Origin of the sequence: Streptococcus sp. 4155 (assembly GCF_013276695.1) — a bacterium.
Classification (GTDB): Bacteria; Bacillota; Bacilli; order Lactobacillales; family Streptococcaceae; genus Streptococcus; species Streptococcus pseudopneumoniae.
On sequence record NZ_VMLM01000018.1, the window covers coordinates 30,453 to 42,810 of the forward strand.

A 12,358-nucleotide genomic window follows, 5' to 3' on the forward strand; every position below is an offset into this window, starting at 1 on the left:
TATCCACAACCTCAAAACAATGTTTTGAGCAACCTGCGGCTAGCTTCCTAGTTTGCTCTTTGATTTTCATTGAGTATAAGGTGCAGCAGGATAAAGAAAAACCGAGAAGTTTCTTTCTCGGCTTTGCTTATTATGAGGTTCTTACTTTTTATGCTTCAAGAGTTGATTGATGTGATCCACTTTTTTAGCCTCTCTTTTATAGAGAATAGCCCAGATGATGAGATAGACAATCGCAAACTCGATAATGAGCTGGAGATAGAAGAACCAGTGGAAAGGGAACCAACCTGCCAGAGTTGCCAGTGGGATAAAGCCAGCCAGCATGAGGAAGAAATGGGAAAGCGTCGCACGAAGCATGCTCCAGTCACGGCTGAATAATCGTTTACCAAAGTTGAAGAGAATACCGATGGCTGCCCAGATAAGAGTACAGTAGAGCAAGACCAGGGCACCGTGAACCTGATGTTGAGTCATCACTTGGCCGATGAGAGAGTAGGGATTGAGCGGTGCGTAGGTATTTGGTGCATAAATGAGTGAAAAGATGATAGAGAGGATGAGGCCGATAAGAACACCGGCGGCTGCGTCGTGAAAGATTTGTTTTTTCATAGTTCTAATTTCTCCTTGATGGTTTTTAGATAACGGCGTGAAGAGTAGGTGAAGCTTTCGTTTTTCAAGAAAATTTCTACTAGGCCGTTGGGGGTGAGCTTGAGATGAGAGATGAAATCGATATTGATGATTTCTGATTGGGAAATTTGGATAAAATTGGTTGGCAGAATTTCAAGGACCTGATAGAGTCGTAAGTCAATGGTGTAGGTCTGACTCGCGGTTTCTGCTAGAACCTTTCGATTCTCGATATAGAAGCGCTGAATCTTGCCAATCTCAACTAGATAGACCTGATCATCGATTTTCCCTTTGATTTTTTCTCTTTGGTCCAGATTTTCTGCGAAATCGATGACTTTCTGGACTTTATCTGTCGGCTGAGGTGCTTGAACAATCAGCTTTTCCTCTTCGTAAGTTTCACTAATCTGTAGTTCTACTTTCATAAATTTCTCTCCTTGTTTTTTATACAAAATTGTGATCACTTCTTGTACACCTTTATTAAACACTATTTTACAGCCTATGGCAAGGGCCTTTGTCTATGTGGAGGAATTTGGCTCCTATGTGGCGCTTGCTTTTCTGTCCTTTCTGAAATATGGTATAATAGCACTATCAATTTCTAGGAAAATAGATACGGAAAGGGGCTGAAAGATGTCTCATATTATTGAATTACCAGAGGTGTTGGCAAACCAGATTGCAGCTGGGGAGGTCATTGAACGTCCTGCCAGTGTGGTCAAAGAGTTGGTAGAAAATGCCATTGACGCGGGCTCTAGTCAGATTATCATTGAGATTGAGGAAGCTGGTCTCAAGAAAATCCAAATCACAGATAATGGTCATGGAATTGCCCACGATGAAGTAGAATTAGCCCTGCGTCGCCATGCGACCAGTAAGATAAAAAATCAAGCAGATCTTTTTCGGATTCGGACGCTTGGTTTTCGTGGTGAAGCTCTGCCTTCTATCGCATCCGTCAGCGTTTTAACTCTTTTGACAGCAGTTGAGGGCGCAAGTCACGGAACCAAGTTAGTCGCGCGTGGGGGTGAAGTTGAGGAAGTCATCCCAGCGACTAGTCCTGTGGGAACCAAGGTTTGTGTAGAGGATCTCTTCTTCAACACGCCTGCCCGCCTCAAGTATATGAAGAGTCAGCAAGCGGAGCTGTCTCATATCATTGATATTGTCAACCGTCTGGGTTTGGCCCATCCTGAGATTTCTTTTAGTTTGATCAGTGATGGCAAGGAAATGACGCGGACAGCAGGGACTGGTCAATTGCGCCAAGCAATCGCAGGGATTTACGGTTTGGTCAGTGCCAAGAAGATGATTGAAATTGAGAACTCTGACCTAGATTTCGAAATTTCAGGTTTTGTGTCCTTGCCTGAGTTGACTCGGGCTAACCGCAATTATATCAGCCTCTTCATCAATGGTCGTTATATCAAGAACTTCCTGCTCAATCGTGCTATTTTGGATGGTTTCGGAAGCAAGCTTATGGTTGGACGTTTTCCACTGGCTGTCATTCACATCCATATCGACCCTTATCTAGCGGATGTCAATGTGCATCCAACCAAGCAAGAGGTGCGGATTTCCAAGGAAAAAGAACTGATGACGTTGGTCTCAGAAGCTATTGCAAATAGTCTCAAGGAACAAACCTTGATTCCAGATGCCTTGGAAAATCTTGCCAAATCGACCGTGCGTAATCGTGAGAAGGTGGAGCAAACTATTCTCCCACTCAAAGAAAATACGCTCTACTATGAGAAAACTGAGCCGACAATACCTAGTCAAGCTGAGGTGGCTGATTATCAGGTAGAATTGACTGATGAAGGGCAGGATTTGACCCTGTTTGCCAAGGAAACCTTGGACCGATTGACCAAGCCAGCAAAACTGCATTTTGCAGAGAGAAAACCTGCTAACTACGACCAGCTAGACCATCCAGAGTTAGATCTTGCTAGCATCGATAAGGCTTATGACAAACTGGAGCGAGAAGAAGCATCCAGCTTCCCAGAGTTGGAGTTTTTCGGACAAATGCACGGGACTTATCTCTTTGCCCAAGGGCGAGATGGACTTTACATCATAGATCAGCACGCTGCTCAGGAACGGGTCAAGTACGAGGAGTACCGTGAAAGCATTGGCAATGTTGACCAGAGCCAGCAGCAACTCCTAGTGCCCTATATCTTTGAATTTCCTGCGGATGATGCCCTGCGTCTCAAGGAAAGAATGCCTCTCTTAGAGGAAGTGGGCGTCTTTCTAGCAGAGTACGGAGAAAATCAATTTATTCTACGTGAACATCCTATTTGGATGGCAGAAGAAGAGATTGAATCAGGCATCTATGAGATGTGCGACATGCTCCTTTTGACCAAGGAAGTTTCTATCAAGAAATACCGAGCAGAGCTGGCTATCATGATGTCTTGCAAGCGATCTATCAAGGCCAATCATCGTATTGATGATCATTCAGCTAGACAACTCCTCTATCAGCTTTCTCAATGTGACAATCCCTATAACTGTCCTCACGGACGTCCTGTCTTGGTGCATTTTACCAAGTCGGATATGGAAAAGATGTTCCGACGTATTCAGGAAAATCACACCAGTCTCCGTGAGTTGGGGAAATATTAAAAGTATAAAAAAGTCTGGGAAAAATTTTCAAAATCAGAAAAACGCATAAAATCAGGTGTTCAAAAACCTTGATTTTATGCGTTTTATCATGGAAATAGTTACTTCATTTTTTCCTAATTCTTTTCGAAACTCTTTTTAAACGACGTCAGTTTTATCAGTAATCTCAAAACAGTGTTTTGAGCTAATTTTGCCAGTTTTGTCTGTAACATCGAAGTTGTGTTTTACCACTCTGCGACTGGTTTCCTAGTTTGCTCTATGATTTTCACAGAGTATTAAATTGCGATTTTGCCAAGTTTTTTTATTCGTCTAAAAGTAGAGTCTGTTCTATGCGTCTAATGTACGAATTAGGTTGACCATTTCAATAGCTCCTTGTGCACACTCAGAACCCTTATTTCCTGCTTTAGTACCAGCTCGTTCTATGGCTTGTTCAATTGTATCTGTCGTTAGCACACCAAACATAACTGGGATTTCGCTATTTAAACTGATTTGGGCGATTCCCTTAGATACCTCACTACATACATAATCATAATGACTTGTACTCCCTCTAATGACAGCTCCCAAGCAGATAATTGCATCATATTTTTTACTTTTTGCCATTTTTGATGCAATCAGAGGTATTTCAAAAGCTCCTGGAACCCAGGCTACCTCGATATCTTTCTCGTTTACATTCTCTCTTTTGAGATTATCTAGTGCTCCAGATAATAATTTTGAAGTTATAAATTCATTAAATCTCGCTACAACAATACCGATTTTAATATCGTTCGCTACTAAATTACCTTCATAAGTGTTCATTTATTTTTCCTCCATATTTAAAATGTGACCCATTCGATTTTTCTTTGTTTCTAAATAAAAACTATCGTAAGGATTGGCTTCTATTTCGATTGATATTCTACTGGAAATGGTAATTCCATATTTTTCTAACTGTTCAACCTTGTCAGGATTATTTGTCAGTAAATGAAGTGACTGAAGTCCCAGATCTTTAAGCATTTGTGCTCCAATATGATATTCTCTTAAATCACCTTCAAAGCCTAATGCAAGATTGGCATCAAGAGTATCCATGCCTTGATCTTGTAAATGATAGGCTTTTAATTTATTGATAAGTCCAATTCCTCGTCCCTCCTGTCGCAAGTAAAGTAAGACACCCGAACCATTCTCAACAATCATTTTCATAGCTTTATCGAATTGCTGTCCACAATCGCAACGTAAAGAGCCTAAAACATCTCCTGTTAAACATTCGGAGTGGACCCGACATAATACATTGGCTTCATCCTCTATGTTTCCCATAATAAGAGCAAGATGATGTTCCCCATTTAGTTTATCTATATAGCTAATTGCTTTGAAATTACCGTATCTAGTAGGCATATTGACAGTTGAAACTCGTTCTACCAGCTGATCATATACTTTTCTATATTCTTGTAATTCTTTGATGGTAATTAGTGGAATGTTGTGTTTCTTCGAGAACTGAATTAAATCATCTGTTCTCATCATTTTGCCATCATGATTCATTATTTCACAACATAGGCCACACTCTTTTAGTCCAGCTAATTTTAATAAATCAACAGTTGCTTCTGTGTGTCCATTTCTTTCTAGGACACCACCTTTTTTTGCAATTAAAGGAAACATGTGTCCTGGCCTGCGAAAATCAGAGGGTGTTATATCTTCAGCTACACACATACGTGCGGTCAGTCCTCTTTCCTCGGCAGAAATACCTGTGGTCGTTTCTTTATAATCAATTGAAACTGTAAAAGCAGTCTTATGATTATCTGTATTGTTTTCAACCATAGGTGAAAGCATTAATTGATTAGCTAAACTTTCGCTCATAGGCATACAAATTAATCCTTTGGCATAAGTAGCCATAAAATTAACATTTTCTGTTGTAGCTGCTTGTGCAGAACAAATTAAGTCTCCTTCATTTTCTCTATCCTTGTCGTCTATAACAAGAACAAGTCGTCCCTTCTGCAATGCTTCTAATGCTTCTTGTATTTTTCGATATTCCATTGACTGATTATCCTTTCTGCTAAAATCCATTTTGATATAATAGTTCCTTAGATATTTCTGATTTTGGAGAGTTATCCATCAGTTTTTGCACATATTTACCTAAGATATCATTTTCAAGATTTACTGTACTCCCGACTTGTTTACTCTTAAGAATGGTTTGTTCCAAGGTATGAGGGATAACAGATACTGAAAAGTTTACTTTGGAGACTTTAGCGACAGTCAGACTAATGCCGTCAATTGTAATAGATCCTTTTTCAACTATTAAATCTAAAATTTCTTTTTGTGTGTTGATTTGATACCATACAGCATTATTATCTTTTTTTATTGACGAGATTTTTCCTGTACCATCAATGTGTCCTGTAACGACGTGACCCCCAAGTCGACCGTTGACAGATAAGGCTCTTTCTAGATTCACCTCACTTCCATGTTTTAATAGAGTAAGAGCTGTTCGACTCCATGTTTCATTCATTACATCAACTGTAAAGGATTGATGATTGAAATGAGTAACTGTAAGACAGATACCATTTACTGCTATACTATCGCCTAAATGGATATCCGTTAATATTTTTGAGGCTTTAATTGATAGTTTACAATTACGAGAGTCTTTCTGTATTCTTTCAACTTTTCCGATTTCTTCAATTATTCCTGTGAACATGGATAAATCACTTCACTTTCTATGAGATAGTCATTTCCTATTTGAGAAAAAGCATAAGGTTTCAATCTAATAGCGTCATTTGGCAAAGAAATGCCTTCACCTCCGACAGGAAACTTGGCACTGCCTCCAAAAATTTTTGGTGCAATATATATTTTCAGCTCATCAACAATTTGTTGTTCCAAAGCACTCCAATTCATTAGACTGCCCCCTTCTAGAACTAGGCTATCAATCTGCATGTTTCCTAGATGTTGCATTAAACTCGATAAGTCTATATGATTTCCTTTTTTCTTTATGGAAAGTATTTCACAGCCATGATTTTGATATAGCTTCATTTTATTTTTGTCTTCAGAGGAAGTGGCAATGTAAGTTTTAATATCATTTGCTGTTTTTACGATTTTAGAGGTAAGAGGAGTTCGTAAATGTGTATCGCATATGATACGGATAGGATTTTTCCCTTCCTCCAATCTACATGTCAGCAAAGGATCGTCTTGAATAACAGTATTGACTCCCACCATAATTGCACTAACATGGTGTCGTAACTGATGCACATGCTTTCTTGCCTCTTCTTCAGTAATCCATTTGGATTGATTTGTTTTAGTGGCTATTTTTCCATCCATTGTCATTGCATATTTCATAAAAACATAGGGTACATGCTGGGTAATATACTTTCTAAAACTTTTTATTAAGTTAAGACACTCATTTTCTAAAATTCCAACAGTAACTTGAAGATTATTTTCCTCAAGTATCTTTACTCCTTCTCCAGATACAATAGGATTACAGTCTAGGCTTCCAATGACTACTCTTGTAATACCACTATCGATTATAGCATCTATACAGGGAGGTGTTTTCCCGAAGTGACAACAGGGTTCAAGTGTTACATAAAGCGTCGCTCCGACAGGGGATTCTCTACAGTTTTTAAGAGCATTTCTCTCAGCATGTGGGCCACCAAAAAACTCATGATAACCTTGTCCGATAATGTGATTATCTTTTACAATAATTGCGCCAACCATAGGATTGGGATTGACGTAACCAGCCCCTTTTTGTGCCAGTTTTATTGCTAATTTCATATATTTTGAATCGCTCATCTCACTACCTCCAAAAAAATATACCTTGAATAGGGGACTACTCAAGGCATACAAAAGAAAACTTATGCGATTAACAAAAATGCTCTGAAATGACAAGTAATCATTTCAGAGCACGCAAAAAGCACAAATATACTTTTATCTTCTTTCATCCAGACTATACTGTCGGCTTTGGAATTTCACCAAATCATGCCTTTCGGCTCGTGGGCTATACCACCGGTAGGGAATTGCACCCTGCCCTGAAGATAGTTATTCAATTACAGATGATTATAGTACTTAATTTTGAATATGTCAACAGATAAATACCGATTGTTTTTGATATACTGTATTTGTGATAATCGATTCTCGCTCCTCGGATAAAGAAAATATGATATACTAGATAAACGAAATAAGAGAGAAGGAACACTATGTACGCATATTTAAAAGGAATCATTACCAAAATTACTGCCAAATACATTGTTCTTGAAACCAATGGTATTGGTTATATCCTGCATGTGGCCAATCCTTATGCCTATTCAGGTCAGGTTAATCAGGAGGCTCAGATTTATGTGCATCAGGTTGTGCGTGAGGACGCCCATTTGCTTTATGGATTTCGCTCAGAGGATGAGAAAAAGCTCTTTCTTAGTCTAATTTCGGTCTCTGGGATTGGTCCTGTATCAGCTCTTGCTATTATCGCTGCTGATGACAATGCTGGCTTGGTTCAAGCCATTGAAACCAAGAACATCACCTACTTGACCAAGTTCCCTAAAATTGGCAAGAAAACAGCCCAGCAGATGGTGCTGGACTTGGAAGGCAAGGTAGTAGTTGCAGGAGATGACCTTCCTGCCAAGGTCGCAGTGCAAGCAAGTGCTGAAAACCAAGAATTGGAAGAAGCTATGGAAGCCATGTTGGCTCTGGGCTACAAGGCAACAGAGCTCAAGAAAATCAAGAAATTCTTTGAAGGAACGACAGATACAGCTGAGAACTATATCAAGTCGGCCCTTAAAATGTTGGTCAAATAGGAGCAGAGAATGACAAAACGTTGTTCGTGGGTCAAGATGACCAACCCGCTCTACATCGCCTATCATGATGAGGAGTGGGGCCAGCCCCTCCATGATGACCAAGCATTGTTTGAGTTGTTGTGTATGGAAACCTATCAGGCAGGCCTGTCTTGGGAAACGGTACTCAACAAACGCCAAGCTTTCCGAGAAGCCTTTCATAGCTATCAAATTCACTCAGTCGCAGAGATGACTGACACTGAATTGGAAGCCATGCTGGAGAATCCAGCTATCATTCGAAATAGAGCCAAGATTTTTGCTACACGCGCTAACGCCCAAGCTTTTCTACAGTTACAGGCAGAGTACGGCTCTTTTGATGCCTATCTTTGGTCTTTTGTTGAGGGGAAAACTGTCGTTAACGATGTTCCTGATTATCGCCAAGCCCCAGCTAAAACACCCTTATCTGAGAAATTAGCCAAAGATCTCAAAAAACGAGACTTCAAGTTCACAGGCCCAGTCGCCGTATTGTCTTTTCTACAGGCTGCAGGGCTAGTTGATGACCACGAGAATGATTGTGAGTGGAAAGGTCTTAAATGATGTCTAACAAAAATAAGGGAATTCTGATTTTTGCGATTCTCTATACAATCCTCTTTGTGTTTGATGGCGTTAAATTGCTGGCTTCTTTAATGCCATCTGTCATTGCAAATTATCTTGTTTATGTAGTTTTAGCTTTATATGGCTCCTTCTTGTTCAAGGATAGATTGATCCAACAATGGAAGGAGATTAGAAAGACTAAAAGAAAATTCTTCTTTGGCGTCTTAACAGGATGGCTCTTTCTCATTCTGATGACTGTTGTCTTTGAATTTGTATCAGAGATGTTGAAGCAGTTTGTGGGATTAGATGGACAAGGTCTAAATCAGTCTAATATTCAAAGTACCTTTCAAGAACAACCACTACTGATAGCTGTTTTTGCTTGTGTCATTGGACCTCTGGTAGAAGAATTATTTTTCCGTCAGGTCTTATTGCATTACTTGCAGGAACGGTTGCCAGGTTTACTAAGCATTATTCTGGTAGGACTTGTTTTTGCTCTGACTCATATGCACAGTTTGGCTCTATCAGAGTGGATTGGTGCAGTTGGTTACTTAGGTGGAGGCCTTGCCTTTTCTATTATTTATGTGAAAGAAAAAGAGAATATCTACTATCCCCTACTTGTTCACATGTTAAGCAACAGCCTCTCCTTAATCATTTTAGCTATCAGTATAGTAAAATGAAATGAGAACAGGACAAATCGATTTCTAACAATGTTTTAGAAGTAGAGGTGTACTATTCTAGTTTCAATATACTGTAATATGTGATGAAAATGCCAGTAATGATACCGAGAAAAAAGCTGAGAAACTTTTCCCAGCTTTATTTGTTATAGTCAAAGAGAATGACTTGTTCCTGTGCATCTACATGAGCATGGACCCCAAAGGGTACAATTGCTCTTGGAGTTGCGTGGCCGACATTCAGATTATAGACAATCGGGATATTGCTGTCAATGATATCCAATAGTGCCTCTTTATAGTCGTCATGGAAAGTTTCATCCATAGGTTTTCCGACCAAGAGTCCATTGATGACCGCGAATATGCCAGTGTCCTTTAAAGTTAGCAACATCTTTTTGAAGTCTTCTGGCTTAGGCTTTTCTTCGCTTGTTTCGAGCAAGAGGATTTTCCCTTCCCAGTCTGACAAGTCAGGGAAAAGTTTGTATTTTTGGCAGAGCTCCGTGCTATCTGCGTATCGAGAGTTGTCAAAGATATCGTAGAGGGATTCGAGGCAACCACCGAGGATTTTCCCCTCGAACTGGGCACTTCCTTGCAACAAGTCAAAACCTGTATTTGTATGACTGACACGAGGTGTTCCCAGGGCCGTGGGACTAAAATCAGTTCGTTCCTCATACCAAACGTCACTAGGGCGGATTTCTGAAATTCTTCCCGTCTCAATCAATTCTTTAAAGTAGTGAAGGCTATAGGCTAGCATTTCTTTGTCTAATTCACAAATGTCTGCTAAAAAGGATTGACCATAAAAAGTCTTGATTCCTAATTTATGCAACATGAGGTGGTTCATGGTTGTATCCGAGAAGCCAAGAAAAATTTTTTGTTTGATAACCTTTTGGAGTTGGTCATTTTCAAAAAGATAAGGTAGCAAGCGATAGGTATCGTCTCCACCGATGGCACATAGGATCATGTCGATGCTATCATCAGAAAAGGCATGAATCAAATCCTCTGCACGAGCTTCAGGATGGTCCTTGATAAAGTCTAATCCTTTTAACGAATGGGGCAAAAAGATAGGATTGAGTCCCAGATCCTTGAGACGTTGGATACCCAAGTCTACTTCGTGTTTGACAAAGTCCTCTCCGATAATGCCACTAGATAAACTAACAATACCAATAGTAGAAATCATATCTGATCCTCCTAGAAATAGATTGAGCCTATTTTATCACAAAATATAAGAGAAAGCTATGTGGGATTTCAGAAGAATACTTTTAATACTCTTCGAAAATCTCTTCAAACCACGTCAGTTTTATTTGCAACCTCAAAGCTGTGCTTTGAGCAACCTGCAGCTAGCTTCCTAGTTTGCTCTTTGATTTTCATTGAGTATGAGCCTATTTTATCACAAAAGATTAGATGGAGCTATGTGGATGTCAGAAGAATACTTTAAAATCAAAAAAGTAAGTGAAAAAGCAACCGCACCTGCAGTTGCTTTTATCGTTTTCTTATTCTTGATAGCGTGTTGGTCCTGCACTTGCACTACGGATATTCAAGCGTTTCTTGAGATAGAAGCGAAGGGCTAGGAGGGCTGCTCCAATAATAGCTAGTGGCAATGGATCCAGTACTGGGTTAAGGCTAGCTGGTAGGAAGCTTGTTGCAAAGAAGACAAGCAACCAAAGGAACATAGAAGCTAGGATAACTAGTACAGATTTCCAGAAAGGTGGACGTTGACTGCGATCCATATCTGGTCCATAGTATTGGTAAACAAAGTAGTACATCAAGTAGAAGGCAAATCCACCAACCAGTCCAACTAATAGAAGAGTAATCAATCCATAGCCGAAAGCTTGATCTGCCGCAAAGAAGGTTGTGAGGGCGCTGACAAGGGCAAAGAGGCTAGTGATGAAAAGAGCTGAGTCCATAATCATGAGTTTTGGATCATCATTTTCTTTTGGATGCTCTTTTTCGTACTGCTCTTTGACAGTGAAGCTATGAGCCCAATGAGTTGGTGCGCCGTATAGGGAACGGGCAGTTGTACCTTTAGATTGCTCCTCAAGGATTTGGGGAATGACTTCCTCAAAAATAGTCTGGATTTCAGCGTCTGTTTTCCCATCTTTGATGAATTGTTGGGTAGCAATGTGGACAAACTCTTGGTTTTTCTTAGTTAATTTTTGTAGATCAATCTGAGACATAGGAACTCCTCTTAGAACCATTTTTTATGGATGAGATAGAGAGTGAGCGAGACACTCATAGCAAAGGCGATAAAGACGATTAACCAGAAGGCATTTGGCTCTCCGTTTAGGGGGATTTCATTATCCTTAAAGTTCATCCCGTAGGCAGAAAAGACCATGGTTGGGATGGACATGACGATGGTCACAAGAGCCAAGGTTTTCATGATGTTGTTCTGGTTGTTAGAAATGATAGAGGCGAAGGTCTCTGTCATAGAATGCAAGACGTTTCCATAAATGTCTGCCATCTCGATGGCCTGTTGGGTTTCAATCAGGGTGTCTTCAAGCAGGTCTTCGTCCTCAAGGTATTTCTTGATATTGCTGGTTGAACTGGTCAATTTCTTAATCACACGCTCATTTGTTTTGAGGGAGGCCTTGAAATAGACGATGGTTTTTTCTAATTCCATGAGTTCAATCAATTCTTCATTACGAGTTGATTGATGCAGTTGACTTTCGATTTGTTCACTCTTGCGGTCAATCGAACGAAGGGCTGTTAGGTAAAGCTCTGCATTGCGATAAAGAATCTGGAAGATAAAACGCGAACGCATAAAAGTATAGAAATTACGCAATCGACGGTTGATAAAGACATCGAGGACTGGTAATGGTTCCAAACAAGTAGTGATAATGGTTTCCTCGGTGATGATAATACCAAGCGGGATGGTGACGTAGTAGGTGCGGTTATTTCTTTCCTCTGTGACCGGCACGTCAACGATAATCAGGGTGTACTCGTCTTCAATGGTAATACGAGACATTTCTTCCGCATCGAGCGGTGCTCGAAGGTCCGCAATATCAATATCGAAGGCGTTAGCGATTTCCAGTGATTCATTTTGAGTCGGATTGACGAGATTGATCCAAGTACCCGGTTCAAGCGTATCGATCTCTTTAAATTCAGTTGTTGTAGAGAGAAAAACTTGTTTCATATCCCTTATCCTTTCTCATTTTTCAGATTTTTTCACACCGTACTATTATACTACAAAATCGG

Annotated in this window: 13 protein-coding genes and 1 riboswitch; of the genes, 4 read left to right on the forward strand and 9 right to left on the reverse strand. The window is 40.0% G+C overall.

Going from position 1 to position 12,358, the window contains the following annotated elements:
- Positions 1–141 precede the first annotated feature (141 nt).
- Positions 142–600 (reverse strand): DUF3021 domain-containing protein, encoded by a 459-nt coding sequence (locus tag HT715_RS02575; protein WP_023935566.1) that lies wholly within the window; start codon positions 598–600, stop codon positions 142–144.
- Complete coding sequence (locus tag HT715_RS02580; RefSeq protein WP_054388105.1) at positions 597–1,037, reverse strand: LytTR family DNA-binding domain-containing protein; 441 nt, start codon at positions 1,035–1,037, stop codon at positions 597–599. The genes HT715_RS02575 and HT715_RS02580 overlap by 4 nt, the downstream gene beginning before the upstream one ends.
- Positions 1,038–1,242: 205 nt before the next feature.
- Here HT715_RS02580 and mutL point away from each other — a divergent pair, with 205 nt between their 5' ends.
- Positions 1,243–3,192, forward strand: coding sequence for a DNA mismatch repair endonuclease MutL (mutL, locus tag HT715_RS02585; RefSeq protein ID WP_054388104.1), 1,950 nt, complete (start codon positions 1,243–1,245; stop codon positions 3,190–3,192).
- 324 nt (positions 3,193–3,516) lie between these two features.
- Here mutL and ribE (HT715_RS02590) read toward each other — a convergent pair whose 3' ends face one another.
- Genes ribE (HT715_RS02590) through ribD form a run of 4 tightly spaced genes read right to left on the reverse strand, consistent with a single transcriptional unit; the run spans position 3,517 to position 6,930 of the window.
- Positions 3,517–3,984: a 6,7-dimethyl-8-ribityllumazine synthase gene (gene ribE, locus HT715_RS02590; protein ID WP_001099498.1), complete on the reverse strand. Its 468-nt coding sequence runs from the start codon at positions 3,982–3,984 to the stop codon at positions 3,517–3,519.
- A complete protein-coding gene (locus HT715_RS02595; protein WP_000456639.1) occupies positions 3,985–5,190 on the reverse strand; it encodes a bifunctional 3,4-dihydroxy-2-butanone-4-phosphate synthase/GTP cyclohydrolase II in 1,206 nt (401 codons plus the stop codon).
- 19 nt (positions 5,191–5,209) lie between these two features.
- The gene (gene ribE, locus HT715_RS02600) at positions 5,210–5,845 is read right to left on the reverse strand and encodes a riboflavin synthase (RefSeq protein ID WP_000493848.1); all 636 of its coding nucleotides are present in this window, start codon (positions 5,843–5,845) and stop codon (positions 5,210–5,212) included.
- Positions 5,830–6,930 (reverse strand): bifunctional diaminohydroxyphosphoribosylaminopyrimidine deaminase/5-amino-6-(5-phosphoribosylamino)uracil reductase RibD, encoded by a 1,101-nt coding sequence (gene ribD / locus HT715_RS02605; RefSeq protein WP_138701333.1) that lies wholly within the window; start codon positions 6,928–6,930, stop codon positions 5,830–5,832. Before ribD ends, ribE (HT715_RS02600) begins: the two co-directional genes overlap by 16 nt.
- Positions 6,931–7,063: 133 nt before the next feature.
- Positions 7,064–7,178, reverse strand: a riboswitch (FMN riboswitch).
- A gap of 156 nt (positions 7,179–7,334) precedes the next feature.
- Here ribD and ruvA point away from each other — a divergent pair.
- Genes ruvA through HT715_RS02620 form a run of 3 tightly spaced genes read left to right on the forward strand, consistent with a single transcriptional unit; the run spans position 7,335 to position 9,175 of the window.
- Positions 7,335–7,928: a Holliday junction branch migration protein RuvA gene (gene ruvA, locus HT715_RS02610; RefSeq protein ID WP_000271487.1), complete on the forward strand. Its 594-nt coding sequence runs from the start codon at positions 7,335–7,337 to the stop codon at positions 7,926–7,928.
- Positions 7,929–7,937: 9 nt separating this feature from the next.
- Positions 7,938–8,501, forward strand: coding sequence for a DNA-3-methyladenine glycosylase I (locus tag HT715_RS02615; RefSeq protein ID WP_000166585.1), 564 nt, complete (start codon positions 7,938–7,940; stop codon positions 8,499–8,501).
- The gene (locus HT715_RS02620; protein ID WP_000987416.1) at positions 8,498–9,175 is read left to right on the forward strand and encodes a type II CAAX endopeptidase family protein; all 678 of its coding nucleotides are present in this window, start codon (positions 8,498–8,500) and stop codon (positions 9,173–9,175) included. Before HT715_RS02615 ends, HT715_RS02620 begins: the two co-directional genes overlap by 4 nt.
- 136 nt (positions 9,176–9,311) lie before the next feature.
- Here HT715_RS02620 and HT715_RS02625 read toward each other — a convergent pair whose 3' ends face one another.
- The 3 genes from HT715_RS02625 to HT715_RS02635 all read right to left on the reverse strand — a co-directional run bounded on the left by HT715_RS02625 (position 9,312) and on the right by HT715_RS02635 (position 12,296).
- On the reverse strand, positions 9,312–10,343 hold the full coding sequence (locus HT715_RS02625; RefSeq protein ID WP_050207607.1) for a S66 peptidase family protein: 1,032 nt from the start codon (positions 10,341–10,343) through the stop codon (positions 9,312–9,314).
- Positions 10,344–10,656: 313 nt separating this feature from the next.
- Positions 10,657–11,340 (reverse strand): DUF1129 domain-containing protein, encoded by a 684-nt coding sequence (locus HT715_RS02630; protein ID WP_000078022.1) that lies wholly within the window; start codon positions 11,338–11,340, stop codon positions 10,657–10,659.
- An 11-nt stretch (positions 11,341–11,351) separates the two neighbouring features.
- A complete protein-coding gene (locus HT715_RS02635; protein WP_000815623.1) occupies positions 11,352–12,296 on the reverse strand; it encodes a magnesium transporter CorA family protein in 945 nt (314 codons plus the stop codon).
- Between the last annotated feature and the right edge of the window lie 62 nt (positions 12,297–12,358).

Coding starts and splice junctions, on each gene's coding strand:
- HT715_RS02575 (WP_023935566.1), bottom strand. CDS start 600: ATGAAAAAACAAATCTTTCACGACGCAGCCGCCGGTGTTCTTATCGGC.
- HT715_RS02580 (WP_054388105.1), bottom strand. CDS start 1,037: ATGAAAGTAGAACTACAGATTAGTGAAACTTACGAAGAGGAAAAGCTG.
- mutL (WP_054388104.1), top strand. CDS start 1,243: ATGTCTCATATTATTGAATTACCAGAGGTGTTGGCAAACCAGATTGCA.
- ribE (WP_001099498.1), bottom strand. CDS start 3,984: ATGAACACTTATGAAGGTAATTTAGTAGCGAACGATATTAAAATCGGT.
- HT715_RS02595 (WP_000456639.1), bottom strand. CDS start 5,190: ATGGAATATCGAAAAATACAAGAAGCATTAGAAGCATTGCAGAAGGGA.
- ribE (WP_000493848.1), bottom strand. CDS start 5,845: ATGTTCACAGGAATAATTGAAGAAATCGGAAAAGTTGAAAGAATACAG.
- ribD (WP_138701333.1), bottom strand. CDS start 6,930: ATGAGCGATTCAAAATATATGAAATTAGCAATAAAACTGGCACAAAAA.
- ruvA (WP_000271487.1), top strand. CDS start 7,335: ATGTACGCATATTTAAAAGGAATCATTACCAAAATTACTGCCAAATAC.
- HT715_RS02615 (WP_000166585.1), top strand. CDS start 7,938: ATGACAAAACGTTGTTCGTGGGTCAAGATGACCAACCCGCTCTACATC.
- HT715_RS02620 (WP_000987416.1), top strand. CDS start 8,498: ATGATGTCTAACAAAAATAAGGGAATTCTGATTTTTGCGATTCTCTAT.
- HT715_RS02625 (WP_050207607.1), bottom strand. CDS start 10,343: ATGATTTCTACTATTGGTATTGTTAGTTTATCTAGTGGCATTATCGGA.
- HT715_RS02630 (WP_000078022.1), bottom strand. CDS start 11,340: ATGTCTCAGATTGATCTACAAAAATTAACTAAGAAAAACCAAGAGTTT.
- HT715_RS02635 (WP_000815623.1), bottom strand. CDS start 12,296: ATGAAACAAGTTTTTCTCTCTACAACAACTGAATTTAAAGAGATCGAT.